Annotated in this window: 18 protein-coding genes and 1 tRNA gene; 11 read left to right on the top strand and 8 right to left on the bottom strand. The window is 70.4% G+C overall.

Features of this window, described 5'->3' with window-relative positions; all coding sequences use genetic code 11:
- From G4D85_RS06180 to G4D85_RS06170, 3 genes are read right to left on the bottom strand one after another with little or no spacing between them, the layout of a single operon-like run.
- On the bottom strand, positions 1-843 hold the full coding sequence (locus G4D85_RS06180; protein WP_164008791.1) for a slipin family protein: 843 nt from the start codon (positions 841-843) through the stop codon (positions 1-3).
- Positions 840-2,207 (bottom strand): NfeD family protein, encoded by a 1,368-nt coding sequence (locus G4D85_RS06175; protein ID WP_164008789.1) that lies wholly within the window; start codon positions 2,205-2,207, stop codon positions 840-842. Before G4D85_RS06175 ends, G4D85_RS06180 begins: the two co-directional genes overlap by 4 nt.
- 1 nt (position 2,208) lies before the next feature.
- Positions 2,209-3,519 (bottom strand): glycosyltransferase, encoded by a 1,311-nt coding sequence (locus G4D85_RS06170; RefSeq protein WP_164008787.1) that lies wholly within the window; start codon positions 3,517-3,519, stop codon positions 2,209-2,211.
- A 220-nt stretch (positions 3,520-3,739) separates the two neighbouring features.
- Between G4D85_RS06170 and G4D85_RS06165 the strand changes: the two genes are divergently transcribed.
- Both G4D85_RS06165 and G4D85_RS06160 read left to right on the top strand, forming a co-directional pair.
- Complete coding sequence (locus G4D85_RS06165; RefSeq protein WP_164008785.1) at positions 3,740-3,952, top strand: hypothetical protein; 213 nt, start codon at positions 3,740-3,742, stop codon at positions 3,950-3,952.
- Positions 3,953-4,072: 120 nt separating this feature from the next.
- On the top strand, positions 4,073-5,671 hold the full coding sequence (locus G4D85_RS06160; RefSeq protein ID WP_164008782.1) for an amidohydrolase: 1,599 nt from the start codon (positions 4,073-4,075) through the stop codon (positions 5,669-5,671).
- A gap of 12 nt (positions 5,672-5,683) precedes the next feature.
- On the opposite strand, the gene nhaR is transcribed toward G4D85_RS06160, so the two are convergent.
- Positions 5,684-6,583: a transcriptional activator NhaR gene (gene nhaR, locus G4D85_RS06155; RefSeq protein ID WP_164008780.1), complete on the bottom strand. Its 900-nt coding sequence runs from the start codon at positions 6,581-6,583 to the stop codon at positions 5,684-5,686.
- A 119-nt stretch (positions 6,584-6,702) separates the two neighbouring features.
- Here nhaR and G4D85_RS06150 point away from each other — a divergent pair, with 119 nt between their 5' ends.
- The 6 genes from G4D85_RS06150 (at position 6,703) to G4D85_RS06125 (ending at position 14,212) form a co-directional block, all read left to right on the top strand.
- Positions 6,703-7,512, top strand: coding sequence for a sigma-70 family RNA polymerase sigma factor (locus G4D85_RS06150; protein WP_164008778.1), 810 nt, complete (start codon positions 6,703-6,705; stop codon positions 7,510-7,512).
- 90 nt (positions 7,513-7,602) lie between these two features.
- A tRNA-Phe gene (locus tag G4D85_RS06145) sits at positions 7,603-7,675 on the top strand.
- Between the two features lie 89 nt (positions 7,676-7,764).
- Positions 7,765-8,295, top strand: a complete 531-nt coding sequence (locus G4D85_RS06140; protein ID WP_164008776.1) for a hypothetical protein — start codon at positions 7,765-7,767, stop codon at positions 8,293-8,295.
- A 76-nt stretch (positions 8,296-8,371) separates the two neighbouring features.
- Positions 8,372-9,517 carry a hypothetical protein gene (locus G4D85_RS06135; RefSeq protein WP_164008774.1) on the top strand — a complete coding sequence of 382 codons (1,146 nt, stop codon included), beginning with the start codon at positions 8,372-8,374 and terminating at the stop codon, positions 9,515-9,517.
- 97 nt (positions 9,518-9,614) lie between these two features.
- Entirely contained in the window at positions 9,615-10,157 is a 543-nt protein-coding gene (locus G4D85_RS06130) for a hypothetical protein (protein WP_164008772.1), read from the top strand.
- Between the two features lie 185 nt (positions 10,158-10,342).
- Complete coding sequence (locus G4D85_RS06125) at positions 10,343-14,212, top strand: DEAD/DEAH box helicase (protein ID WP_164008770.1); 3,870 nt, start codon at positions 10,343-10,345, stop codon at positions 14,210-14,212.
- Positions 14,213-14,271: 59 nt separating this feature from the next.
- Here G4D85_RS06125 and G4D85_RS06120 read toward each other — a convergent pair whose 3' ends face one another.
- From G4D85_RS06120 to G4D85_RS06110, 3 genes are all read right to left on the bottom strand, one after another.
- On the bottom strand, positions 14,272-15,171 hold the full coding sequence (locus G4D85_RS06120; protein ID WP_240359101.1) for a DUF3396 domain-containing protein: 900 nt from the start codon (positions 15,169-15,171) through the stop codon (positions 14,272-14,274).
- 380 nt (positions 15,172-15,551) lie between these two features.
- Positions 15,552-15,974 carry a hypothetical protein gene (locus G4D85_RS49195; protein WP_240359100.1) on the bottom strand — a complete coding sequence of 141 codons (423 nt, stop codon included), beginning with the start codon at positions 15,972-15,974 and terminating at the stop codon, positions 15,552-15,554.
- 110 nt (positions 15,975-16,084) lie between these two features.
- The gene (locus G4D85_RS06110) at positions 16,085-20,308 is read right to left on the bottom strand and encodes a DEAD/DEAH box helicase family protein (RefSeq protein ID WP_164008768.1); all 4,224 of its coding nucleotides are present in this window, start codon (positions 20,306-20,308) and stop codon (positions 16,085-16,087) included.
- A 157-nt stretch (positions 20,309-20,465) separates the two neighbouring features.
- On the opposite strand from G4D85_RS06110, the gene G4D85_RS06105 reads away from it, so the two are divergent.
- The 3 genes from G4D85_RS06105 (at position 20,466) to G4D85_RS06095 (ending at position 25,190) form a co-directional block, all read left to right on the top strand.
- Positions 20,466-21,872, top strand: a complete 1,407-nt coding sequence (locus G4D85_RS06105) for a M16 family metallopeptidase (RefSeq protein ID WP_205525430.1) — start codon at positions 20,466-20,468, stop codon at positions 21,870-21,872.
- Positions 21,869-23,452, top strand: coding sequence for a M16 family metallopeptidase (locus tag G4D85_RS06100; protein WP_240359099.1), 1,584 nt, complete (start codon positions 21,869-21,871; stop codon positions 23,450-23,452). The genes G4D85_RS06105 and G4D85_RS06100 overlap by 4 nt, the downstream gene beginning before the upstream one ends.
- Before the next feature lie 115 nt (positions 23,453-23,567).
- Positions 23,568-25,190 carry a hypothetical protein gene (locus tag G4D85_RS06095; protein ID WP_164008766.1) on the top strand — a complete coding sequence of 541 codons (1,623 nt, stop codon included), beginning with the start codon at positions 23,568-23,570 and terminating at the stop codon, positions 25,188-25,190.
- Between the two features lie 29 nt (positions 25,191-25,219).
- Here G4D85_RS06095 and G4D85_RS06090 read toward each other — a convergent pair whose 3' ends face one another.
- The gene (locus tag G4D85_RS06090; protein WP_205525429.1) at positions 25,220-26,431 is read right to left on the bottom strand and encodes a DUF1615 family protein; all 1,212 of its coding nucleotides are present in this window, start codon (positions 26,429-26,431) and stop codon (positions 25,220-25,222) included.
- Positions 26,432-26,541: the final 110 nt, after the last annotated feature.

The following is a 26,541-nucleotide window of genomic DNA, read 5'->3' as shown; positions in this document are numbered from 1 at the left end:
TCACGTCAGCCCGCCGGCGGGAGGCCCTTCCTCCTGCTCCGCGCCGTACCCGTTGCCCCGGCGCTCTCCGCTCGAGGTGTCCACTCCGGGCCGGTGCATGCCCACCATGCGCAGCAGGTCCAGGGGGATGGGGAGGATGGTGTGGTTGCCGCCGCCGGTAATCTCCACCAGCGTCTGGAGGTAGCGGAGCTGGAGCGAGGACGGGTTGCGGCTGAGCACGTCGGCGGCCATGGCGAGCTTCTCCGCGGCCTGATGCTCGCCTTCGGCGGCGATGATTTTCGCGCGGCGCTCGCGCTCGGCCTCGGCCTGACGCGCAATCGCCCGCTGCATCTCCACCGGCAGGTCGATGTGCTTCACCTCGACGTTGGAGACCTTGATGCCCCACGGGTCCGTGTGCGCGTCGAGCACCTTCTGGATTTCGCGGTTGACGCGGTCTCTCTCGCTGAGGAGCTGGTCCAGCTCCACCTGGCCCAGAATCGCGCGCAGCGTCGTCTGGGCGAGCTGGCTGGTGGCGTAGAGGAAGTCCTCCACCTGGAGCACGGCCTTGTCGGCGTGGATGACGCGGAAGTAGACGACGGCGTTGACCTTCACGCTGACGTTGTCGCGGGTGATGACGTCCTGCGGGGGCACGTCGCGCGCCACCGTGCGCAGGTCGATGATGACCATGCGCTCCACGAAGGGGATGAGCCAGCGGAAGCCGGCGCGCTTGAGGCCCACGAAGCGCCCGAGCCGGAACACCACGCCGTTCTGGTACTCGTTGACGATGCGCACCCCGGAGAGGAACAGCAGGAACAGGATGCCCACGGGGATGAGCACTCCCAGAAGCCCGGCCAGGTCGGTCATGTCTTCACCTCGTCGACGAACAGCGTGAGCCCCTCCACGCGGCGTACCACCACCGGGGCGCCGGGACGGATGGGAGCGGGAGACGTGGCGCGCCAGCGCTCGCCGTGGACGAATACTTCCCCGTGCTCGGGGCTGACGGAGTCGAGCGCGGTGCCCTGCTCACCCACGAGCCCCGCGTCGCCGCCCTGCTGGGGCAGCCGGCGTGTCTGCGCGCCCCGGTACGCGACGTAGGCGGCGGCGCCCGCCAGCGCGACGGTGGTGGGCACCACCCACGCCCACGACAGGTGGAACGAGCGGTCCACGAACCAGCCCGGGTCGAAGCGGTCCACGAGGAACACGCCGCCCAGCGTCAGCAGCACCACGCCCGCCGCGCCCAGCAGGCCGCTGGTGACGAACAACTCCGCGACGATGAGGGCACAGCCCACCAGCAGCAGCACCAGCGCCCCGGTGCGCACCGGCAGCGCGGAGGACGCCACCAGCGCGAGCACCAGCGCCACCAGGCCGATGAGGCCGGGAGCAATCGCCCCCGGGTGGGACAGCTCCACCACCAGCCCGAGCGCTGCCACGAGGAACAGCAGGTAGACGACGGACGGATGCGCGAGCGCGTGCACGGCGCGCTGCGAGAGGTTCGGCGCCAGCTCCACCAGCCGGGCGTCCGCGGTGGCCAGCCGGACGGCGTCACCCCCGGCCACCTCCACCCGCCGCCCGTCGGCCCAGGCGAGGAACTCCGCCTCGGAGGCGGCCACATGCTCCACCACGCGCAGCTCGCGGGCCTTGTCCGCCGGAATGCTGGCGCTGTCGCGCACGGCCGAGGCGGCCCACTCCGCGTTGCGGCCCCGCTGCCTGGCGATGCTCTCCACGAAGGCGACGGCGTCGTTCTCCACCTTGCGCGCCAGTTGCTTGCCCCCGGCCACCTCCGGGTCCTGCCCGCCAATCCCGACGACGGGGTGCGCGGCGCCGATGTTGGTGCCGGGCGCCATGGCCGCGACGTTGGAGGCCAGTGTGATGAACACCCCCGCGCTGCCGGCATGCGCGCCGGAGGGCCCCACCCAGACGAGCACCGGCACGCGCGACGCGAGGAAGGCGCGGACGATGATGCGCGTGGCCTCCAGCGAGCCGCCGGGCGTGTCCAGCCGCACCAGCAGCGCGACATGGCCCTCCGTCTCCGCGCGGGCCACGCAGTCCGCCAGGTAGTCACCGGAGCCGGAGTCCACCACGCCGTCCAGCACGCAGCGGGCCACGGTGGGACGCGCGCGCTCGGTGGGTGACTGCTCCTCGGAGGGGGGCGCCGCCGCGAGCAGCACCGTGGCGAGGACGCCCAGCAGCGCCGCCCCGTGAAGCCTCCTTCGCGAGCGCACCGTCATGTCACCCTCCTGGCAGGCTCGCCTGGGCGAGGGGGATGGGGGCGAGGCCGCGCGGAGCCAGGGGCCGCGCGGTGGCCAGGTGGTCCAGCAGTCGCAGGTGGTCCCTGAGCAGCCGGGGCATGAGGAAGTTCTCGCGGACGTGCTCGCGTCCGCGCTCGCCGAGCAGCCGCGCCTCCTCTGGCTGCCGCAGCAGGCGCAGGAGGGCCTCGGCGCACTCCTCGACGGTGTCCACGAGGATGCCGCCGGTCTCCTCGGGGAGCTGGAGGGGGATGCCGCCCACGCGCCCGCCGATGACGGGTGTGCCCTTCCACACGGCCTCGGAGACGACGAGGCCGAAGCCCTCGCGCAGCGACTTCTGGATGACGACGTCGGAGAGCGACTGGAGGGCGTTGACCTCGATGTTGCCCACGCCGACGAGGTTGGTGAGGACGTGGATGAGGGGGTCGCCCACGGTGGCGGCGCGGACCTCCTCGTACACGTCCCAGCCCTCGGGGTCGTCCAGGGCGAGCGAGCCGACGAGCGCGAGCTGCAGGTCCGGGATGTGGGGGCGCACGCGCTGGTACGCGCGCACGACGCCGAGCGGGTCCTTCCACCGGTCGAAGCGGCCCACCTGCGTGACGAGGGGCCGGTGGGTGCGGATGCCAATCCACTCCAGCACGTGCCGGGCGAGGTCCACCGGCAGCGGGTAGTTCTTGGGACTGAGCGGGTCGATGGCGGGCGCGTAGACGTGGACGTCGCGGATGGGCAGCCGGGGCGGGATGAAGTCCTGATGGGTGAAGACGGCGGCGTCGTAGGCGTGCAGGAAGGGGGCGAGGAACTCCCAGTAGCTGGGGTTGGGGTTGGAGGTATCGATGTGGCAGCGCCATATCCACCGCGCGTCGCGCAGCGTGGAGATGGCGGCGAGCACGGCGGGCTGAGGGTCGTGGACGAAGATGAAGTCGTAGTCCTCGGAGTCGGTGACGATGCGGCTCGCGTTGAGCTGCGCGTTGGCCAGGTAGATGGCCTTCTCCTGCTCCGTGAGCTCGCCGGGCGCTCCCTGGAGCCCGTTGTGGATGCGCTTGGTGACCTGGAAGAAGGCCTCGTCGCCGTGGATGAGCTTCCAGTCGGTGGCGATGCCCAGGTCGTTGTAGAGCGGGACCAGCGAGCGAAGGATTTCGGAGACCCCTCCGCCATACGAGGTGGCGCTGAGGTGCATGCAGCGCGCGCCGCGCAGGCGGTCCGAGAGCTGGAGCAGCTCGTCGAGCTGCGAGTCGGGAGCGACGTCGCGGTAGGTCGCGAGCGAACGTTTGCCGACATCCACGACGTCCAGCATGTCTCCTGCTCCCGGAAAGGAAGGTGCTTCCCGAGGCAACGGTGGTCATGGTGCGGAAAGGCTTCCGGTGACTTCCGGCGGTGGGCCGGTGTCCGGAGCGTGGAGGGAGGGCCTGCCTGGCGGGACGTGCATCCGGTGGTGGACGTTGGGTCCACGCCGCAGATTGTCCCTGGAGGGCGTGCTCCCTAGGGTCCGGCCCTCAACCTGACTTGGAGGCTCCATGCGTCGCGTCGTTCTCATCGCCCTGTGTCTGGTCGCCGTGCCGCTTGCCTGCAAGACGACGCAGCCGCCCGGGGCGGAGGACCAGGAGCCCCTCGCGGGGCCGGACCAGATGCGCGAGCCCATCCAGACCGTGCCGGCCGAGCCCGCCGGGCCCGCCGGGCCCCTGCCCGATGTCGATGGCGGCACCGGCGGGCCGTCGTACGCGGAATAGCCTCTCCGGTCCTCACCGCGCGCACCCCGCCCGTGACACCTCTGCCCGGCTCGCGCACAGTTCGCGCGGCGCCGGGGTGACAGGGCCCGGGTGCGCTGACGGACAGACGGAGGGAGCACGGTGGAGACCACGGTCTACCTGGCGGAGCGGGTGTGGACGCTGGACGCGGAGCGGCCGATGGCGCGGGCGCTGGCGGTGCGCGACGGGAAGCTGCTCGCGGTGGGCACGCGCGCCGAGGTGAAGGCCGCGGCGGGGCCGGAAGCGCGCGAGGTGGAGCTGGGGCCCGCCACGGTGGTGCCGGGGCTGGTGGACGCGCACGCGCACATCCATGGCCTGGGGCGCAGCCTGACGACGGCGAGGCTGGAGAAGGCGCCCTCGGTGGACGAGGTGCTGCGCCGGCTGGCCCAGGCTCCGGCCTCCAGCTTCCAGGAGGACTGGCTGCTGGGAAAGGGCTGGGACCAGAACGAGTGGCCGGGCGCCGCGTTCCCCGGGCGGGCGGAGCTGGATGCGCACTTCCCCACCACGCCGGTGTTCCTCACGCGGGTGGACCACCACGCGGCGTGGGTGAATGGCGAGGCGCTGCGGCGCGCGGGAATCTCTCGCGACACGCCGGACCCGGAGGGCGGCCGCATCCTGAAGGACGCGCGGGGCGAGCCCACGGGCGTGCTGGTGGACAACGCCATGGACGTGGTGGCCGCGGCGATTCCGCCGCCCACGCGGGAGCAGTTGGAGACGCGCCTGCGGGCGGCGCTGGAGCGCTGCGCGCAGGTGGGGCTGACGGGCGTGCACGACGCGGGCATGGACCTGGACGCCTTCCGCCTGCTCCAGGAGTGGGACGCGGCCGGCACGCTGCCGCTGCGCGTGTACGCCATGGCGGCGGGGCAGGGCGAGGAGCGACACGCGTACCTGGAGCAGGGACCGTGGCGGGGGCAGATGCTGGCGATGCGCTCGGTGAAGTTCCTGGCGGACGGCGCGCTGGGCAGCCGGGGCGCAGCGCTGCACGAGGACTATTGCGACGAGGCCGGGCAGCGGGGCCTGCTGCTGATGGCGCCGGAGGAGCTGGAGGCGCGGGCCCGGGCCTTCATGGCCAGGGGCTTCCAGGTGTGCATCCATGCCATTGGAGACCGTGCCAATACGTTGGTGCTGGACGTGCTGCTGCGCGCGTCGGCGGAGACGGGCACGCAGGCGCTGCGGCACCGGGTGGAGCACGCGCAGATTCTGAGGCCGGAGGACATCCACCGGCTGGGCGCGGCGGGGCTGGTGGCGAGCGTGCAGCCCACCCACGCCACCAGCGACATGCCGTGGGCGGAGACGCGGCTGGGGCCCGAGCGGCTGAAGGGCGCCTACGCGTGGCGCAGCCTGCGCGACGCGGGGGCGCACCTCGCGCTGGGGAGCGACTTCCCGATTGAGAACCCGGACGTGCTGGCCGGGCTGTACGCGGCCGTCACGCGGCAGGACGCCACCGGCAGGCCGGAGGGCGGGTGGAGGCCCGAGGAGCGGCTGACGGCGCACGAGGCGTTGGAGGGCTTCACGGTGGGCCCGGCGTGGGCGTCGTTCGAGGAGTCGCGACGCGGGCGGCTGGTGCCCGGCCTGGACGCGGACTTCGTGGCGCTGTCCGCGGACCCGCTGGAGGGCCCCGCCCGGGCGCTGGTGGAGGCGCAGGTGGTGGCCACCGTGGTGGCGGGCGCGGAGGTGTACCGCGCGCCCGGGACGCGGTGAGCGGGCCGGACTTCAGCCGCCGAAGATTTGCGAGCGGGCCGCCTCGGCGATGGAGACGACGGCGGGGTGGCGCAGCTTGCGCTCGACGGTGATGGCGTAGAAGCAGGTCTCGATTTCGTCGGTGCGGCCGATGACGGAGCAGTTGAACTGGCGCTCCACCTCGGCCTCGATTGCGGTGGGCATGGCGAAGACGCCGTGCCCGCGCTGCCCGAAGGCCTGGAGGAGCGCGCTGTCGTCGAAGTCCCCGGCGATGAGCGGGCGCAGCCCCTGGCGCTCGAACCACAGCTCGAGCGAGCGGCGCACCGAGGACTCGTTCGAAGGCAGCAGCACCGGGGCGCCGTTCAGCGAGCGGGGGAAGTCCTTCTTGAGCTGGACGAGCTTGCCGGCGGCGAAGAAGGACACGCCGCTCTTGCCGAGCAGGTGGTTGAAGGAGCGGACGCTGACGGGCTCGGAGCTGGGGGCGTCGGCCAGGACGACGTCCAGCTCATGCAGGGCGAGCGAGGCGAGGAGCTGGGGCAGGGGACCCTCGCGGCAGATGATGCGGAGGGACGGACCGGCGTCGAGCGCGGGCTTGAGGAGCTGCTCGGCCACGAGCTTGGGGATGACGTCGAGCACCCCCACGTTGAGCCGGAGCTGCTGGCCGGTGGGCATGCCGGAGACGACGCTCTTCAGCTCGTTGCCCAGGCGGAAGATTTCGTCCGCGTAGCGCATGACGGTGCGGCCCACGTCGGTGAGGACGAGCTTGCGACCCTGGCGCTCGAAGAGCTTGTGGCCGAGCGACTCCTCCAGGAGCTTGAGCTGGCTGCTGATGGTGGGCTGCGCCAGGTGCAATTCCTCGCCTGCCTTGGCGATGCTGCCTGCACGCGCAACCGTCCAGAAATACAGAAGATGGTGGTAGTTGAGCCAGCTCATACCCATAGAGATAACCGAAGTATTGCGTTCAAACTACCTCATTTTCTTATGGACCTCTGACCTTTAGGTTTCTCTGCGTTCCGCGGGGGTTTCCTCCGCGGGCTGACCGGAGGAGGTCCATGGAAGCCGTCAACCAGAGCGTGTCCTGCGAGTCCCCTGAGTCCGAGGCGTCGGTGCAGCTGGCGTCGGGCGAAGTCGTGGAGGCGCGGGTGCGGGGGCACCTGGAGTTGGTGAAGCGGCTGGCGTGGAAGTACCGGTGGACGGGGCTTCCGCTGGAGGAGCTGGTGGCGGAGGGGAACGTGGGGTTGATGGAGGCGGCGGGGCGGTTCGAGGACCGGGGCATCCCCTTCGGCGTGTACGCGAGCCAGTGGATTCGGGCGCGCATCCGTGCCTACGTCGGCCGCAACTGGAGCATGGCGGGCGGGCGGGCGCCGTGGGTGGTGTTCCAGCTGAGGCGGGAGCGGGCGCGGCTGGAGGCCCGGTGGGGGGAGGGCCATCCGGAGGTGGAGAAGCGGCTGGCGGAGGCGCTGGGGAAGCGGGAGGAGGACGTGGGGCGGGCGTCGGAGTCGCTGGCGAGGGACGTGTCGCTGGACGCGCCGGTGACGCCGGACGGGGAGGTGACGCGGCTGGACGGGCTGGAGTCGGACTGGGCGTCGCAGGAAGAGGTGCTCGAGCGGGCGGAGTGGGCGCAGAAGCTGAAGGCGAGCGTGGAGGAGGCCTGGCCGGAGCTGGACGCGCGGGAGCGGGCGCTGGTGGAGGAGCGGATGCTGGTGGACGAGGGAGCGAGCGCGGAGCTGCTGGCTCGCCGGTTCGGAGTGACGGCGGTGCGCATCCGGCAGATCGAGCAGGCGCTGAGGGCGAAGCTGCGCCGGAGGCTCACCGCGAGTCTCACACCCTGGGACGGCGAGGCGATGTCCCTGGCGGCCTGATGTCCGGGGCCAGGAGGCCCGTCAAAATGGATGTTGACGGGTGAGGGATGGGCTCGCTATGAGGGCGCTGTTTCTCGCGGCGACCCACACGCCCAGATAGCTCAGTTGGTAGAGCAGGGGACTGAAAATCCCCGTGTCGCTGGTTCGATTCCGGCTCTGGGCACAGAAAGAAGAACTTGAAGGGCTCTGGACTCCGGTTCAGGGCCCTTTGTCTTTGTGCGCTGCTATGGGCCGTACCGTGTTGGGGGGCTCATGTTCGTCAATCTGCGGAAGTTGAAGGATTTCAAGGAGCGGATCGGCTTCGACCAGATCGTCTTCGGCTCGAATCCGGACGGGGAGATTTCTGTCCAGATACCCGGCACGCCGCTCCGGACGGTGTTCTGGCTCTTCCACAACGTCTACGTCGAGCTCCGCGACACCAGTGGCTCATCAGTGGAGCCCCTCGCTCGCTCCATCCAGGGCTTCCTGGAGCGGCGTGTGAGCCAGCCTGTATGCCAGGACGTGCCTCGCATCGACAAGGTAACGGTGTCGAAGACGCCTCTTCATGTGAACGACGAGGTGGAGTTCCAGGTCCATCCCGAGCAGTCGCGGGAACCGGAGCAGTCATGGATCCACATCCAGGCCCGTCCGGACGAGCTCGAGCTGGTGTCGCGGTCCGAAGCCTCCTCCACGTATAGGGCGATACGTCCGGGGACGGCGACCATTGATGCCTGGCTGAGTGACTTGAAGCTTCTCCTGATGTCACAGGCTCAGGCCCGGGTGGACGTTCAGCCGAAGAAGTAGGCGACTCGCAACTTCAAGATGCGCATTCCAGCCCGGAACTTGCCCCCCATCGCCCGAGGACTACGCTGTGGGTAGCATGAGCGAGTACCAATACTATGAGTTCCAGGCAGTCGACAGGCCGCTCACCTCGAAGGAGCAGGCCGAGCTCCGCGCGCTGTCCACCCGCGCGGAGATCTCCGCCACCCGCTTCACCAACGTCTACCACTATGGGAGCTTCAAGGGTTCACCGCACCAGATGATGGAGCGGTACTTCGACGCTCACGTCTACACGGCCAACTGGGGCACCCGCGTCTTCATGCTCCGCCTGCCGCGCAAGCGCTTCGACCCCAAGCTTGCGGCGCCCTATCTCACGGATGACCAGGGGCTGTCCCTCCGCTCCACCCGGGAGCACGTCATCCTGACCTTCGCGGTCCAGGAGGAGCCTGGGGAGTGGGACGACCTGGCCGAGCCAGGACTCGCGGCGTTGTTGCCGCTGCGCTCGGAGTTGCTTGCGGGCGACCCGCGCTGTCTCTACCTCGGCTGGCTTCGCGCGGTCGCGTCCGGCGCTCTGGACGACGAGGAGGTCGAGCCGCCCGTGCCTCCCGGAATGAAGCCGCTGTCCGGTACCCTGGCCTCCCTCGCCAACTTCCTCGACCTCGGCTCGGACCTGCTCGAGGTGGCGCTCGCCGTCAGCGCGTCGGCTCCTGCCTGGCTCTCCCCTCCGTGTGAGGCGCTTGCCGCCTGGGTCAAGGCCCTGCCCCTCAAGGAGAAGGACGCACTGCTCCTGCGCCTCATGGAAGGCCAGGACCCCCTCCTCGGCACGGAGTTGCTCCAGCGCTTTCGTCAGGGGCAGGCCCCAGCAGGGTCAGCCCTCCCCTCCCTGCGTACCGTAGGCCAGCTGCGCGAGGCCGCTCGTGTCCGGCACGAGGCGCAGGTGAAGCGCGTGGCGCAGGCACAGGCGCGTGAGAAGGCGCGGCGCGAGCGGGAGCTGGCGGAGGCTCGCGAGAAGGCACTCCGGACGCTCGCCGCACGCGAGGCCGCCGCCTGGAAGGACGTGGAGGCCCACCTCGCCACTCGGAAGCCCGGCGGATACGACGCGGGTGTCCAGCTCCTCAAGGACCTGGGAGAAGTGGCCCGGCGCCAGGGGCGGGCGGCGGAGTTCGCGGCACGGGTCCGTACCCTCCGGGAGCTGAACGCCCGCAGGCCCGCGCTCATCTCCCGCCTGGAGGGCGTGGGGGGGTAATGGCCGCCCGCGTCGGGCAACCGACGCGCCCATGGTTACCTCGTGGCGGACCGGGGCGGCTCCTGATACGCAGCGGTCGTCGGAGGAGCGAAACACGATGGACGCGAATGCCGTGGCGGAGCTGGAGCAGGCGGGCGTGAAGGTGGATCAGCCGGACCGCCTGTATGTCGCCGTGGAGTGGGAGGACGGAAAGCGCGTGCTGCCCGTGGGCCAGCGCGCCCAGGTGCGCGCGGGCGAGCAGCTGGCGCACGTGACGCTCCAGCCCATCTCCAAGCTGTGGACGGGCGACAAGCAGCCCCCGAGCTTCGCCAAGGCTCCGCCTCCCGAGTACGAGCCCTTCTTCATGCTCATCGAGGCCACCGCCGCGGGCTACTGCCGGGCGACGCGCAACACGGAGACCGACCAGGAGTTCGAGCGGCTCTACCGCCACCTCCTCCGTCGCCCTGACGGCACCGACCGCAACCCGCTCTTCTCCCACCTCCAGGGCGCGGTCCGTCTCTACATGTCCCTGCGCGATGTCAGCCAGGCGGAGTTCGAGGCCGTCGTCGAGCGCCTCCACCAGTCCGCCAGGCACTTCTCCACGCACACGGGCAGCATCAACTACTTCCAGGAAGTGCTGCGCGGCGTGCTCGGCGCCTGAGCGCCCCGGAGGTACTGCCCCACGGCGGTGCCCCTCCGCTCCCCGGCCTGCTCGTGGGGCGGAGGAGCGTGCCCGGTGTGGATGTCGCCCGGTGGACATGGAGCAAGAGGGCGCGGAGTTTGAAGAGGTGACCCACTGGTAGGGCTCGCCTCCTCATGACCCGGCAGGTAGCTTCTGCTTCCCGCATGCTCGAATCCTCCTCCCCCGCGTCCACCTCCACCCTCCGGCAGTGGCTGACCGACGACACGCTCCGCGACGAGGCCGGCGACAGCCTCTATGAACAGGGGCGCGACCTCCTGGCCCGTGGGCGCGTGCTGTCCGTTCGGGAGTTGGGGGACACCCTCGAAGGCCGGGTGGCCGCGGGAAAACGGGGCCCGTACGAAGTCCGCATCTCCGCCACCGGCGAGGGTGACGTCTTCGATTGCGAGTGCGCCGGATTCTTCGAGGAGTTCGTCTGCGAACACGTCGTGGCCGTGGGGCTCGCCTGGCTCCAGCAAAGCCCTTCCAGGGCCTCGGCGTCCGAGCCTCCCACCACCGACGCGGCGCTCCGCGCCTGGCTGGGCGACCACCAGGTCTCCTATGCGGGCAATGCCCCCGTGTCGGAGCTCCGGCCCTACCTGCCCGAGTCCCTCAGGCAGCACGGGACGCTCCTCCATTTCCCGGACACTCTCGTCTTCGCGGTCCTGGCTCAGGATGACGGCAGGGCCCACCTTGGTGGCCGGAACCACGCCGCGCTCCAGGAGGCGGCGTGGGCCTTCCTGCGGGAGGAGGCGGAGCGGGTGCGCCTGGGACTGGAGCAGGAGCAGGCCGCCGCTCCACGCCCTCCACCCACGGACGCCCGCCTGGTCCCCCTGGTGGAGGCGCTCCAGAGGGAGCGCGAGCGTGTCCGTGCCTGGGTAGCTCCTCGCGCCCTGGAGGCGACGCCGGCCGTCTACCTTCAGGAGAGCCCGCTGCGGTTGTACGTGTCGGAGTCGGGCCCCGTGAAGGCTCCTTTCGAGGCCATGCGTCACGCCGTCAAGGGCGTCACCCTGGAGCCCCAGGCGCTGCTGGAGGCCCGCCCGGGGCTGACCTGCCCGTGCTCCTGGGGCTCCGAGGCCCGCTGCGTGCACGCGCTCACCGCGCTGGACGCGGTGCTGGACGTGCTCTCCCGGAAGAGCTCAGCGGACTTCAACACGCAGCTGGCCGAGCAGCTCTTCGTCGTCCCCGGTCAGCGGATCCTCGCCGCCCTGGAGACCGCGTCACTCGCGGCCCAGGCTCCCGCGGCCTCGTCGCCCGCGGACCAGCTCACCTTCCGCCTCGAGGGCGCCACCTCCCGCTCCTTCATCCTGCGGCCCTACGTCCACCGGCTGACGAAGAAGGGCACGCTCTCCAAGGGGACCCAGGTGGGATGGCGGGACCGGAGCGAGGTCCGCTCCCTGCTCACCCTGCCCGGCGAGCAGGACGCGCTCGCGCTGATAGACGCCGGCTCCGCGCTGTCCTCCAGCGCCAGCTACATGCCCGCCCCGAGCGGGGGCAACTGGACGCTGCTCCTCCAGGCGCTGCGGGCGCTCTCGCACAGCCCAAGGCTGCGCCTGGCGGAGCGTCCCGACGTGCCGCTCCGGGTTCGCGAGGCCCGGCTCGGCTTCACCTTCGAGGAGCAGGAGGACGGCACCCTCCGCGTGCGCCCCTCCATCGACGGGACACCCATCCGGGCGGAAGACCTGTGCCCGCCGACTCGGGAGCCCTTGTCGCCCCTGCCGTGGCTGCTGGTGGAACTGGAGGTGCCTCGCATCACCCTGGTGACGGTGCCACCCGAGGCTCGCGCGCTGCTCACCACGCTGGGAGAGTTCGGCTCCCGGCTTCCCACCTCGGCGCGCCACTCGCTGCTGTCGAGCCTCGCCGGGCTGGAGGCCCGCTTCCCGCTCTCCCTGCCCGAGTCCCTGGAGGGGACCGAGGTGGCGCCGGCTCCCGGGCTGCTCGTCCGCCTGCGCCCCGTGGGGGACGAGGCCCTGGAGGGCGTGGTGCTCGCCCGGCCCCTCCCGGAGGCTCCGCCGCAGCCTCCTGGCGAGGGCCCGCCGGTGGTGCGCGGCCATCGGGGTCGCCAGCGCGTTCGCGTCTGTCGGGCGCTGGAGGCCGAGCGCGCCGAGGCCTCCGCCCTGCTCGAGCGCCTGGGCCTGCCCGCGGACTCCCACCGCTTCACGCGCGAGGACGTGGCGTCCACGCTCGCGCTGCTGGAGGCGCTGGAGCCGCTCGCCGGCCCCGCCGTGACGGTGGAGTGGGAGGAGCGGCCCTGGAAGGTGTCGCGCTGGGCGGACCTGTCCGGCCTGAAGGTGCGGGTGGAGCGGGGGCGGGACTGGTTCGGCGTGCAGGGCGGCGCGGAGGTGGATGGGGAGCGCGTGGAGCTGGCCGTGCTCCTGGAGGCCGTGCGCCGTGGCCACCGCTACGCGCGGCTGGGGCCGGGCCGGTGGATGCGCCTCACGGAGGAGCTGCGCGAGCGGCTCGCCCCGCTGTCGGACCTGGCCCACTCCACGCGCCACGGGCTGGAGGTGAGCGCGGCGGCGGCGCCCGCCCTGGATGCGCTGGCGGAGGCGGGAGCACATGTGCACGCCCCGCCCGACTGGCGCCGGCTGGCCACCCGCGTCCGCGAGGCGCAGGCCCTGAAGGTACGGGTGCCCCGGAAGCTGAAGGCCGAGCTGCGCGACTACCAGCGCGAGGGCTTCACCTGGATGGCGCGGCTGGCCGGGTGGGGCGCGGGCGGGTGCCTCGCGGACGACATGGGCCTGGGCAAGACGCTCCAGGCGCTGGCGCTGCTGCTGCACCGCGCGGGGGAGGGCCCCGCGCTGGTGGTAGCCCCCACGTCCGTGGGCTTCAACTGGGTGCGCGAGGCGGAGCGCTTCGCTCCGTCCCTGCGCGTGCACTCCTACCGCGAGGCGGAGCGCGAGGCGCTGCTGGACACGCTGGGGCCCGGTGACGTGCTGGTCGCCAGCTACGGATTGCTCGTGCGGGACGCGGAGCGCTTCGCTGGCGTGTCCTTCGCGACACTCATCGTGGACGAGGCCCAGGCGGTGAAGAACCCGGACACCGCGAGGGCCCGCGCGGTGCGCGCCGTGAAGGCCGAGGCCCGCGTGGCCCTCACCGGCACGCCCGTGGAGAACAGCCTGTCGGAGCTGTGGAGCCTCTACGCGCTGCTCTTCCCCGGGTTGCTCGGCAGCCGCGAGTCCTTCCGCGAGCGCTTCGCCGCGCCCATTGAACGCGCGAAAGACGCGCACGCCCGCGCGTCGCTGGCCCGCGTGGTGCGGCCCTTCCTGCTGCGCCGCACCAAGGCGCAGGTGGCGCGCGAGCTGCCCGCGCGCATCGAGACGGTGGTGCCTGTCGCCCTGTCCGAGGGGGAGCGCCGTCTCTACGACGACGTGCGCCTGGCCGCGCTGGCGCAGCTGGGCGACGCACCCGGGCCGGAGCAGCGCTTCGCGATGTTGGCCGCCCTCACCCGGCTGCGTCTGGCCGCGTGTCACCCGAGGCTGGTGGACAGGGACTCGCCCCTGCCGTCCTCCAAGCTGGAGCGGTTGCTGGAGCTGGTGGACACGGTGCGGGCCGAGGGCGGCAAGGCGCTCGTCTTCAGCCAGTTCGTCAAGCACCTGGCGCTGGTGCGTGAGGCGCTGGAGGCGCGGGGCGTGTCCATGCAGTACCTGGACGGGCAGACGCCGCCAGCGGAGCGGCAGGCGCGGGTGGAGGCCTTCCAGCGGGGGGAGGGGGAGCTGTTCCTCATCTCGCTGAAGGCGGGAGGCACGGGCCTCAACCTCACCGCGGCCGACCACGTCATCCACCTGGACCCATGGTGGAACCCGGCGGTCGAGGACCAGGCCACGGACCGGGCGCACCGGATTGGGCAGACGAAGCCCGTCACGGTGTCGCGGCTGGTGTCCGAGGGGACGCTGGAGGAGGCCATCCTCGCGCTGCACGCGGAGAAGCGAGAGCTGGCCGACAGCCTGTTGTCCGAGGCGGACGGTGCCGCGGCGCTTTCACCCGACCAGTTGCTGGCCCTGCTGCGCTTCGGTGGGGAAGGTGGAGTGGGGTGAGGCGGTAGGCCCGAGGGCGTTGGGTGTCCGGCGGGCGGCGCCTCCGCCTGGCGGCCCCTTCAGTCGAGAAGCCGGCGCTCCCAGCGGCGCAGTTCTTCAGGGGTGAGGGTTGAATCGACAAGGTACCGCTCATGGAAGAGCCAGGGCTCCAGGACGCGAGCCAGCTCCCGGTAGGAGGGTGGCATGCGTCCGTCCTCTCCCGCTTCCGGCCAGGAGCCCAGGGTGACGACGACGCGCTCACCCTCCAACTCCTGCACGGTGATGTCCGGTGAGCGCAGCCGGGCGCGGAGCCCGCTTGCGCCCCCGAACTCGCCCAGCACGGGCTGGCCCAGGAAGGTCAGCCACGAGGCCGAACGGACCTTCGTGCCAAGCTCCATCGAGAGCGTGCTGATTCTGGGGGCATCCATTCCCGGATGGAGGAAGCACAGCTTGCGGAGCTCAGGCTTCGCGTAGAGCAGGTCGTGCTCAGTGTTGAAGGCGAAGCCCGCGTGGCCGGAGCAGAAGGGGAGCGGGGCGGCCAGCTCCAGCGCCAGCTCGCGCACCTGCCCCGGCCCGTGCTCCTCCAGGTACTCGGTGGGCAGCCAGAAGCTGACCGCGCATACCCTGTCGGGTTCCTCCTCCGGCGCGACGAACAGCGGGCCGCGGTAGTCGATCCGGTAGAACGACTCCTCACCCGTCATTTCTCTCAGGTCGTAGTAAGGGAAGGGATCGTCAAGCGTCTCGCGATGAAGTCGCTCCCAGCCGGAGTCGTCGAGTTCCGCCCAGTTTCCTGTCTCCTCCATGTATTGGCCGAGGACATGTCCTCCCATCGCGTGCCGGTAGAGCTCGAAGGAGCGGACGAGCCCGGGCGCCAACTCACGATGCGGATGGCGCATGTAGAAGTTGATGCTCAGCGCGTCGCATGCGATGGGCACGCCATTGGGCTTTCGGAGACGAATCCGGGGATGATGCTTGCTCATCGTTGGACTCCAATCCTGGGGGCTACGCGTGCGGCTGGCTTTCCCAAGGCGATTCGGTAGACCCGATCTTGTCCAAGCCCTTGATGCGGATGTCCTGGTGGATACCTGCTCCACTGAGGCATGCCATCCAGATGGAAGCATGGGAACTTGAAGTCATAGACGGCCTGGATGTGGAGCGGATTCCCATCGTGAATCACGACGTCGGGAACAAGCGTCCCCAGCAACTCGCCGCCATTGCCGGACTCCCGAAGCGCCGCGACGTCCTCCTCGGGAATGTGCTTCGTCTGCCCGGACTTGGAGTCGTAGCGGTAGTGCGGCTCCAGGTTGAAGCCACCTGGGCGCAACTGGCCCAGCCGCTTCTCCGCGCACTTCCGAGCAGCCTAGTGCATCTCCGTGCCCAGCTGCACGGCCCGAATCATGCGCCTGCCCGCCGCGTCCTTCACCTGCTGGTTGCACTCTTCTCGTGAAGGGCTCTGGCCCGCGAAGTCCTGTCGGTGCCGGAGCAGGACTTCCGAGCGCGCCAGGTCGGCGCATTCGACGAGTGCCGCGTCAATGAGGGCCCTGACCGGGTCTTCCAGCAAGCGGACGGCCACATGGCCCGTGATGCCCGCCGCAGCCACGGTGTGTCCCGCGGATTCCTTCCCAGCCGCCAGGACGCAATTGGCGGGATTCTGCCGGCAGGCATTCGTCACGGTGTCGAAGCGGTACGCCTCGGCACGCTGGCGGCCAGGAGTACCCGCACAGGCTCCGAGGAGCAGGCTGCCCACGAGCATCCACGCATGCCGGGAACGAGGTGGCGTCATAGCTTTCCAGTGACATGGGGAGAATGCATGGCGGAGGGATGCATGAGTGTTCATTGCATCGCGAGGTTCCAGGCGCATCTCCATCATGGTCATAGCTGGGTTGGACCCAGTCAGTGCGGCACGACGCTGAGGAGGAACAGGGCCCAGCCAGTGTCAATCCAGCGAGTGGACTCCTTGGGCGTGCCTTCGAGGTAGCGCAGTCGGTTCACGCGCGCCTCATCGAGCGTGCCACCGGATTCACGGGCCTCCTGTTGGGCGGCCAGCGCCCAGGCGATGTCCGTGAGGCTGACCGTCCGTTCCTCGAATCCATCCTCCCCGCCGTCGATACGCAGACCTCCTGCCGAGGCTCTGCCCACGATGCGGCACTGCTTCCCGTTACGCTCGATGAGTCGACCTGGGGGATTCTTCGCCAGGAAATCGTCGACCCATCTGGCAGCCTGTGCCGTTGTCTCGTCAGTCAATCGCCTTGAGCTGCTACGTCCCTGACCCAGGGAGCGCCAGGTGCCGTAGTCCACCGGTACCGCGAGCGTCCATTGGTCCTCGTCCTCGCTCCAGTGCGCTACGCCCCAGTATCGCCAAGGGGCCTGTGGTGCCTCTCTCGTGAGCACGAAGGCGGTCTCCGCGGGCCTGCGGTCCGCGATTCGCGTGCTCAGGCGATCAGGCTCCACGAGCGTTCCCTTCTCGGTGATGCACAGGAACAGATGGCCTTCGTAGCGACCCGTCTTCGGAGCTGACCTCAGGCCAAAGTGTTCCATGAGTTGCTCATCCGTGAGCCGTGCACTCCGCTCGGGGCCGAGGCGCTCGGGCGCGATGACCTCGACGAGCAGTGCAATGGGCACCACCTCCCTGCCTGCCTCGAACGAGGGGCGCGCCGGATTGTCGGAGCGCAGGAGCCAACGGCCGTCGACCCGTACGAGCCGTTTCACCTGACAGGCGAATCCGGCGGGGTCTGGCACCTGGACGAGGGCCACCTTGCCTTCCACGGAGCCAGCACCCGCGGCTCGCGCGTAGCGCATGACCAGCCAATCGCCATCCCGGATGGGCCGCTCGCCTCCCTCCATGGAGTCGCCCGAGGCGCGTACCGCGAACAGTCCCTCGCCTCGCGCTTGGACTGGCAGGCGGACCTGCTCCGCTTCCGGAGCGCTCTCCAGCGATACCGTGGGGTCCACCAATCCCGCCGCCGCCCGCAGGCTGGGAAATGCCACCAGCGTTCCGGGACGCGCGAAGGGAATCACCTCCGCCTGCACGGGCTCCACCCACCAGCCATCAGGCCCAGGCGTGAAGCGAACGCGAAAGGCTGTTCCCGGTATGCCCGCGGTGGGACCAAACCACTGCCTCAAAAGGTCGTGTAGCTGGTTGCGCTGCGTGCCCGGCGGCCGAGCCTTGTTGATGGCGATCTTCACGAAGTCGAAGCGCCAGACACTCCCATCAGGCAGTCGGACATCCGTGGCACCCGAGGGCAGGTCCGGGCGCTGGTCCCGGTCCGGTAGCTTGAGGATGGGGTCTTTCTTGTTCGAGAAGACCTTGGCCTCGAACGCCGCTCCTTCCGCCTGGGGCTGTCGTCGCCGCCGGTACTGCGCGAGCCGGTAGTCCACCAGCTCGTAGGTCATCGCCTCGAAGGACTGCTTCGTCTCCGCCGCAATCGGGAGGCGCGAGATGAGCCGGTCATCGTCCACCCGGAACCACCTGCCGCCCTGGGTCCAGGCCTTGAGGGGATTGGCCTTCCAGTAGGCGAGGAACTTCGCGGCGCTCGGGTTCCGAGGGTCGTCCAGTGCTTCCACCTCCTCCAGGTCCTGGAGCAGCTCAGGTGAACGCTGGAGGATGGCGAGGCTTCGTCGGGCCAGCTCGGGCAATGCCATTCCCTTCTCCAGGGCGTCGGCTTCGAGCAGGGCTTCCAGCAGCACCATCTTGAAGCACTTGCTCAGAGGAGTGAGCTCGAGTTCCTCGAACCAGTCCTGCCCTTGCTCCAGCGCGCGGGCTTCACCTTCCTTGAGGTCCCCCTCGCTCTTCACGAAGTTGAACCAGCTTCCGTGAGCCCGGCGCAGGGTCGCGGGCGTGTAACCCCGGCGGTGCAGCTCGCCCACGGTGGGCCGCTCTCCGCGCGCGTCTCGCAGCTCACGGTAGACGCGCTCGACCTCCGTGCCTCCGGCAGGAAGAAAGTCCTTGAGCAGGTCCTTGGCTTCCACCTCCACCTGGACGGCACAGCCGGGGGGCAGCTCGGGGTCCTTGCCGCCCACGAGGAAGTCGCGCAGCGACACCGGGCTCTTCCCCAGCGCCAGGAGCGTGCGTACGCGATCGAGGAACATCCGGTGATTGCCCACGAAGTCGATGACGGTGACCTGCGCCTTGCCCTCGAACTTCCGCAGCCCGCGGCCGAGCTGCTGGAGGAACACCACCGGAGACTCCGTGGGACGCAGCATCACCACCCGGTCGATGCTTGGGACGTCGACTCCCTCGTTGAACAGGTCCACGGCGCATACCGCGTCCAGCGTGCCCTCGGCGAGCTGCCGGAGTGACTGCGCCCTGTCAGCCGAGCCTGTTCCCGCGTAGACCGCAACCGCGCGCACGCCCTGATGGGTCAGCCACTGCTGCACGTACTGGGCATGGCTCACCGAACAACAGAACACCAGCGTGCGGCTCGCGGTGTGTTCCCGCCACGCGCGCCACAGCGTCTGCATGCGCGCTTCCGTCTGGACCGCCTGAGAGAGCTGTTCAGCGTCGAAGCGCCGGTTCTTCCACGGGATGTTGTCGTACTCCACATCATCCCTCAGGCCGAAGTAGGCGAACGGCGCGAGCAGACCTTGCTGGATTCCCTCGCCCAGGTCCGAGCGCCAGGCGAGATGGTCATCAAAGATGCCGAGCACATCGCCGTCGTCCGCACGCTCGGGTGTTGCCGTGAGACCCAGCAGGAACAACGGCTCCAGGCACGCGAGGATGGCCCGGTAGCTCGCCGCCGCGGCGTGATGCACCTCGTCCACGATGACGTAGTCGAAGGTCGCCGTCTCGCGGAGCCGCTGCAGGCACTCCGGCTGGGAGAGCTTCTGGACCGAAGCGAACACCACGTCACCCATGAGCTCGGAACGCCCACCGACGCACCAGCCGAAGCGCAGGCCCGGCAGCTGCCGCCGGAAGGTCTCCGCTGCCTGGACGAGCAGCTCCTCGCGATGAGCCAGGAAGAGCACCCGGGGCGTCCGCTCCAACTCCTTTCCAAACGCCTCCACGTCGAGCGTAGCGAGCAACGTCTTGCCCAGCCCGGTCGCAAGGACGACGAGCGCCCGGCGGCGCCCCTCCCTCCGGCCTCGTGCCAGCGCTTCCAGTGCCTGCCGCTGCAACGCATGGGGTTCGCGCCGGGGAAGCGTCGCCTCCACTTCCATGTCACCGGGCGGGAGCGCACGGCCCGCGTCCCGTGCACGGCGGGCGTAGCGCTCCACCCACTCCGCATCCAGCAGGGACGCTCGCGCCCACCAGCCCTCGAAAGCCTCCACCACCTCGCTCCAGGCCCGTGGGTCGCGGTCGCGCTCGACACGCAGGTTCCACTCGATGCCTGTCTTCAGCGCCGCACGGGAGATGTTGCTCGACCCCACGTAGGCCACCGCCAGTCCGGGCCCCAGGAAGCGCCAGGACTTTGGATGGAACGAGGGCACGCCCTGCTTCTCCACCTCCACCACGCGCGCCTCGAACCGGCCTCGCCCCTCGCGCTGGAGCGCGGTGTCCTCGTCCATCCAGTCGAGCAGCCGGCGCAGTGCGTCGGCCTGGGTGATGGCGAGATAGTCCCCCGTGAGGATTCGGACCCTCGCTCCCCGGGCCAGCGCCGCGTCCACGGACTCGCGCAGCACCGCCAGCCCGCTGTCCTGGACGAAGGCCGCGAGCACCGCGACCTCCATCGCCTTCGAGAACAGCGGTTCCAGGTGCGCCAGGAAGGGGTCCTCCACGCCTCCCGTGGCCAGCGGCTTCGCCTGCCCGGTGAGGTAGTTGCCCCTGCCCGGAATCACATGCCGGACTCCCCCGCGAGGGTCCGCCATGTCTCCCTGGAAGCGGGGAATGACGTGCACGTGCAGGTGGAACACCGTCTGCCCGGCCGCCGCGCCCACGTTGATACCGATGTTGTACCCCTGGGGCCGGAGCTCGGCCTCCAGCCCGTGCCGCACCACCTCCACCAACTCGAAGATGGCGCGTTGCTCCTCGGGCGTGGCCTCGAACCAGGTGGCCACCAGTCGCCGGGGAATCACCAGCGTGTGGCCGGGACTCACCGGGAAGCCGTCGCGGATGGCGAAGGCATGCGCGTTGGCCGCGACCCACTGGGATTCGGGAATCGACAGGAAGGGAGAGGACACTCCGGGACTCTAACCCACCCATCTTCCCGGCCTTTCCCCTCCCCAGGCTGGAGTCCGTGCCCCTGTCCCACCCTCCTGAGTCACTCGGGAGGGCCGCACCTGGAATATGGTGCCGGGCCGCCCGTTCCCGGGCGTCTTCCTCACGACAGGAGCACGGATGTTCCGTCAGTCGTTACTCTGGGCGTCCTGCCTCGCCCTGCTCGCGGCTCCCGTCGCGGGCGCGCAGGCGCAGGGCAGGGGGGCCAGCAAGCCCGCCGCGGCCGCCACCTCGAAGCTCGGGGCAGGCATCGAGGCCCGTACCCTCAAGAACGGGATGAAGGTCATCGTCTGGCCCGACCAGGCCATCCCCAACGCCGTCCTCTACAACTGGTTCCGCGTCGGCAGCCGCAACGAGTACCCCGGCATCACCGGCCTGTCCCACTTCTTCGAGCACATGATGTTCAACGGCGCCAAGAAGTACGGCCCCGGTGAGTTCGACCGCGTCATGGAGGCCAACGGCGGCGCCAACAACGCCTTCACCTCCGAGGACGTCACCGTCTACATGGAGTGGTTCCCCCGCTCCGCCCTCGAGCTCATCTTCGACCTCGAGGCCGACCGCCTCCAGCACCTCGCCTTCGACCCCAAGGTCATCGAGTCCGAGCGCGGCGTCGTCTACTCCGAGCGCCGCTCCGGCGTGGACAACTACAACGCGGGCGCCCTCATGGAGCAGGTCCAGGCCACCGCCTTCGTCGCCCACCCCTACCAGTTCCCCGTCATCGGCTGGCCGTCCGATATCGAGTCCTGGAAGCTCGAGGACCTCCAGCGCTACTTCAAGACGTACTACGCCCCCAACAACGGCACCCTCATCGTCACCGGCGCCGTCACCCCCGCCGAGGTCTTCGCGCTCGCCGAGAAGTACCTCGAGCCCATCCCCTCCCAGCCCGCTCCCGACCCCGTCCGCACCCTGGAGCCGGAGCAGCAGGGCGAGCGCCGCGTCGTCGTGAAGAAGCTCGCCCAGTCCCCGCTCATCCAGCTCGCCTACCACGGCATCGCCGGGAAGGACCCGGACGCCGAGGCGCTCGATCTACTCCTGCGCATCCTCGCCGACGGTGACTCCTCGCGCCTCCACCGCCGCCTCGTCGAGGAGGAGCGCGCCGCCATCAACGTCGAGACCCTTTTCAGCGCCGGCTTCGACCCGTCTCTCGTCTGGGTGATGGCGGACCTTCCGCCCGGCGCCGACCTCGCGAAGGTGGAGGCGATGCTCACCGAGGAGCTCGCCCGCGTCGTGAAGGACGGCGTCAGCGAGGCCGAGCTGCGCAAGGCCCGCAACATCGCCCTCGCCGGCTACTGGCGGAGCCTGGAGACCAACAACGGCCGGGGCCGTGCGCTCGGTGCCGCCGAGGTCTTCCGCGGTGACTACCGCCAGCTCTTCGACGCTCCCGCCCGCTACGAGAAGGTGACGCGCGAGGCCGTGCGCAAGGTCGCCGCCCGCATCTTCAACCCCCAGCGCCTCACCGTCGGGTGGCTCGTGCCCACCGACGCGAAGGACGCCACCCCCGACACCCGCAAGGAGGCCACGCGATGATTGCGCCCCCCTCTTGGAAGGTCCTCGTCAGCACGCTGCTGCTCTCCGCTTTCCCGTCCGCGGCGCAGGGCCCGGCCGCCTCGCAGGGCACTCCCTCCCCGAAGCCGGCCACGCCGCCTCCCGCTGCTTCGCAGGGCGCCCCCACCGCGAAGCCCTCGGCGGCACCCGCTGCCACGACGCCTCCCGCCACCGCGCCTGCTCCGGCCGCCGCGCGGCCCTCCTCCTCGCAGGGGGTGACGCTCCCCAAGCCCACCACCGTCACGCTGAAGAACGGCGCGAAGCTCCTCCTGGTGGAGCGGCGCGATCTACCGCTCGTCTCTTTCAGCGCGTGGCTCCGGGGCGGTGCGCTCGGTGCTCCCGCCGGCAAGGAGGGCCTGGCCGCCCTCACCGGCGAGCTGCTGCAGAAGGGCGCCGGTGCTCGCGATGCCCGCCAGTTCGCCGAGGCCGTGGATGGGGTGGGGGGCTCGCTGGAGGTCATTCCCACGCTCGAGGCCCTCGTCATCAGTGGCCAGTTCATGTCGCGCGACACCGGGCTGATGGTGGAGCTGCTCGCCGACATGCTCACCCGCCCGCGCTTCGCCCAGGACGAGCTGGAGAAGACGCGCGAGCGCATGGTGTCCGAAATCGCCGCCGCCAAGGATGGTGACCTGCGCGCCCTCATCGGCGCCTACTTCCAGGCGTTCCACTTCGCCAGCCACCCCTACGGCGCTCCCGTCGGCGGCAGCGAGGCGTCCCTCCCGGGCCTCTCCCGCGAGGACGTGCTCGCCTACGCGAAGAACCACCTCGGCGCGGACCGGCTCATCCTCTCCGTCGTGGGCGACTTCGACGCGAAGGCCCTCGCCGCGAAGCTGGAGTCCTCGCTCGGCGGCTGGGCCCGTGCCGCCACGCCCGCCCCCGAGGTGGCTCCCACCGCCGTCTCCAAGGGCCGCCGCGTGCTGCTCGTGGACAAGCCGGACGCCACCCAGACGTACTTCTGGATGGGCAACACCGGCATCTCCCGCGATGACCCGGACCGCGTCACCGTGAAGCTGGCGGAGACGGTGTTCGGCGGGCGCTTCACCTCGCTGCTCAACACCGAGCTGCGCGTGAAGTCCGGCCTCACCTACGGCGCCAATGCCTTCTTCATGCGCAACGCCCGCCCCGGGCCCGTGGTCATCTCCTCGTACACGAAGACGGAGACCACCGGCCGCGCCATCGACATGGCGCTGGACGTGCTCTCGCGCTACCGCCAGTCGGGCATGGACGACCCCACGCTCGCCTCCGCCCGCGCGTACGTGCTCGGCCAGTTCCCGCCCACGCTGGAGACGGGGACGCAGGTGGCGGGCAAGCTGTCCGAGCTCGCCTTCTACGGCCTCGACTCGAGCGACGTGGATGACTTTGCCCGCGCCGTCTCCGCCACCACCCGCGACAGCGTGCGCACCGTCATCCAGCGCACCCTGCCCGCGAAGGAGGACCTCACCATCGTCCTCATCGGCAAGGCGTCCGCCATCCGCGACGTGGCCCGCAAGTACGGCACCGTCACGGAGATGAAGATCTCCGACAAGCGCTTCGCCCCGCCCTCCGCTCCAGCGAAGCGCTGAGGCGCTGAGTCACACCGCCGGTCCGGACCTTCCCGGGCCGGCGGGCCGCACCTCCATTCCAGCGTCAGAGGCCCCCGGTAGGGTGTTCCACCCTTTCCACTCTTCCGGGGGTTTCATGCATCTGCGTCACTTTTCCTTCTTGTTGGTGCCCGCGTGCGCCGCGTGGCTGGGCTGTGCTGGCGGCGAGCCCGGCACCTCGCCGGCGCTGAACGACGGCCAGTCGACGGTGGACAACGACCTGCCCGTGGGCGACGGCACGTGGATGGGCGAGCCCCTCGCCGAGGGCTGCGCGCCCGACGGGGGCACGTCCGGCGGAGACGCGGTGCTCGTGAAGAGCACCCTCTACTTCCACACCGCCGCGGGCGTGGCGATGCGGGCCGAGGACCGGTCGGGCAGCCCGCCCGAGGTGCTCGTCCCCAACGGACCGACGTTCACCCATATCGCCGGCACGGCGGTCGACGGTGGCTACCAGTTCGTCGGCGTGCCTTCCGGCCCGTACTACCTGCGCACCGGCACCACCTACATCATCACTGACGAGCGCGAGGTGGACATCGGCGCCGACCGGCTCGGCCGCGCGGACACCACCTTCACCGAGTGGGGGGAGACTCCCGTACAGCTCAACCTGTCGAACCTGGCGCCCTGGGCGCAGTACCAGTCCACCACCCAGCCCGGCTCCTCGCTGCAGGTCGCCTCCGCGCAGGTGGACCTGTACGGCGGCGTGGACATCTTCGACGTCGACCCCGTCGGGCAGACGAGCCTCCTGTCCACCGACTCGCAGGTCTGGGGCGGCACCGGCCCCATTCCCGTCTTCGAGGCGGCCAAGGGGGACCGGCTGTATGTGAATCAGCTCAGCCCGGTGGACGCGGGCACGCTGCCGGACGGCGGCGCGCTGGCGTACAGCACCGTGTTGCGCAGCATGCAGATGAGCCCCTTCAACTTCACCGCGGACGGCACCACGCCCCTGTCCATCAACGGGACGATGCAGCCGGTGCCGCTGGCCGAGTTCCCCCTCGAATGGCGGCTGCCCGGGTACACCGCCCGCGCCACCGAGGTCCACCCCGCCGCCACGCCCTCCATTCCGAGCTTCTACGTCATGCCGGCCACGCACGGCCTGCAGGACGGATGGGTGGGGTACTCGGGCGAGCTGCTCACGCTGCAGCTCCCGCGTGGCGCCGCGTACGACTTCACGCGCCGGTTGAGCTACGGCAACCCGTTCCCCTCCAGCTGGGACCTGGTGGGCTCTGCGCAGTACTCGTTCCGCACCCTCCAGCCGCTGCCGAACAGCGGGGGCACCCAGGTCTACCTGTCGGGCACCCTGCTCTCGTATGACCGGCTGGCGAACCTCATCGCGAGCCCCGTGCTGCCGCGCGTCTCGCCCCCGCGCGAGCTGACCATCGACGGGGTGGCCGCGAGCGTGCCGCGCGAGGTGGGCTCCGCCAGCCCCGTCATTGCCTGGCTGCCGCCCACGCTGGGCACGCCCTCGGCGTACCGGGTCAGCATCACCTGGTACCCCCCGGGCCAGACCTATGGCTACCCCCACTCGCGCTTCTACCTGCCCGGCTCCGCCACGCAGGTGCGGCTGCCGCCCGGCCTCCTGGTGCCCGGAGGTACCCACCACCTGCGCGTGTCGGCCCTGGACGTGCCCGGGTATGACGTCGAGCGCCGGCCGTTCAGCTCCCTGGACTCGATACCCTACGCCCAGGCGGACGCCATCAGCTCCTTCTTCACCACGCCCTGAGCCGGGTTGAGCCGTAGGCCCCGGGCCCGCTACTTCGCCAGCGCGCGGTAGCGGGCCTGGCACTTCTGGAACCGCGCATCCACCGAGCGCGCGAACCACGCAGTGGTGCGCTCGTTCTTCAGCTTGGGGCTCCGGAGCGTCACCTGGGGAAGCTGGGCGTAGGCGGGGGACTCGCCCGTCTCGTTCGCATAGACGCGCTTCACCGCGCGGAACGTGTCGGTGGTCTCGAAGTCCTCCTCCTTCTCCTTGCGCACGTCGCGGCGCACCTGCCGCTCGCTGAGCTCCGGCGTGTAGCGCTGGCGGAAGGCGAGCAGCGCCTGGAGCGACTTGCTGTCCTCGTCCAGCGGCTCGCCCTGCTTGTCGTAGAGCTGGAGGTCGCCATCCGGCGCCAGGGGGATTCCCGTGAGGCGGGTGACCTGCGCCTGCAGCGCCGCGTTGCGTGAGGCGTAGACGCCCGCGTTGTAGTCCGCGAAGCGGAAGAGGGGCTCCGGGTAGGCGGCCTCATACCCCAGCAGCCGCGCGGTGCCGTAGCGCACGCCGCCCGCGCGCGTGTACATCGCCTCGCGCACCTGGGCCGGGTCCGCGTCCTCGCCTTCCAGTTGCAGCGCGTACCGCACGCTCACCTGCATGGAGCCGGCGGTGGTGATGGGGTTGAGGTCCTCCAGCTTCCCCGAGGAGAAGAGCGAGCTGGCCAGGTCCGCCGCCGCGTACGTCGTCGGGTACTTGTCCTCGTAGTACGCGAGGATGTCGCGGAAGAGCCGGTCCAAGTCACGCTCGGTGCGCACCGTGCGCAGCCGCTCGTCGAAGGTCCGCTTGTGGCCCGGCGCCTTTCCCTCCAGCACCGAGGCCAGCGCCTTGCGGCCCAGCGGGCCCAGCTTGTTCGCGTGCTCCTCCAGGCGGGTCCGCACCAGGCGCGGCAGGTCCGGCACCGCCGGGTCCTCCTTGTAGCCGGACTCCTGCTCGATGACGGCCAGCACCGAGCACACCGTTGGCGGCGAGGGAATGCGCTCCTGCGACTCCAGCGCGGCGAGGATGTCCCGCGCCCAGTCCTCGCGTTCCTTCACATTCGGCGGGAGGAGCCGCGCCACCTGCTCCGCGCTGAGCCGGGGCGGAGGCGGCACCGAGGGTTCCAGCGGCCCCGCTCCGCGCCGACATGCGGACAGGGCACAGGCCACGAAGAGCAGGGCGAGCCACGCATGACGCCGCCGCGTCCCCGACTGCCCAGGGCCTGGTCCTTCCATGTGCGCGCCTCCGGAGCACTCCGCCCACCCCGTCGGACACTGGAACAGCCGACGGAGTGCCATCGTCCCGGTGCCGCCCGCTCCCTCGACGGGCGGGCGGCCTGGGGATT

Source organism: Pyxidicoccus trucidator, assembly GCF_010894435.1.
In the GTDB taxonomy this organism is placed as follows: Bacteria; Myxococcota; Myxococcia; order Myxococcales; family Myxococcaceae; genus Myxococcus; species Myxococcus trucidator.
Note: the sequence above shows the minus strand (reverse complement) of the source record. Positions and strands in the feature narration are given on the sequence as shown.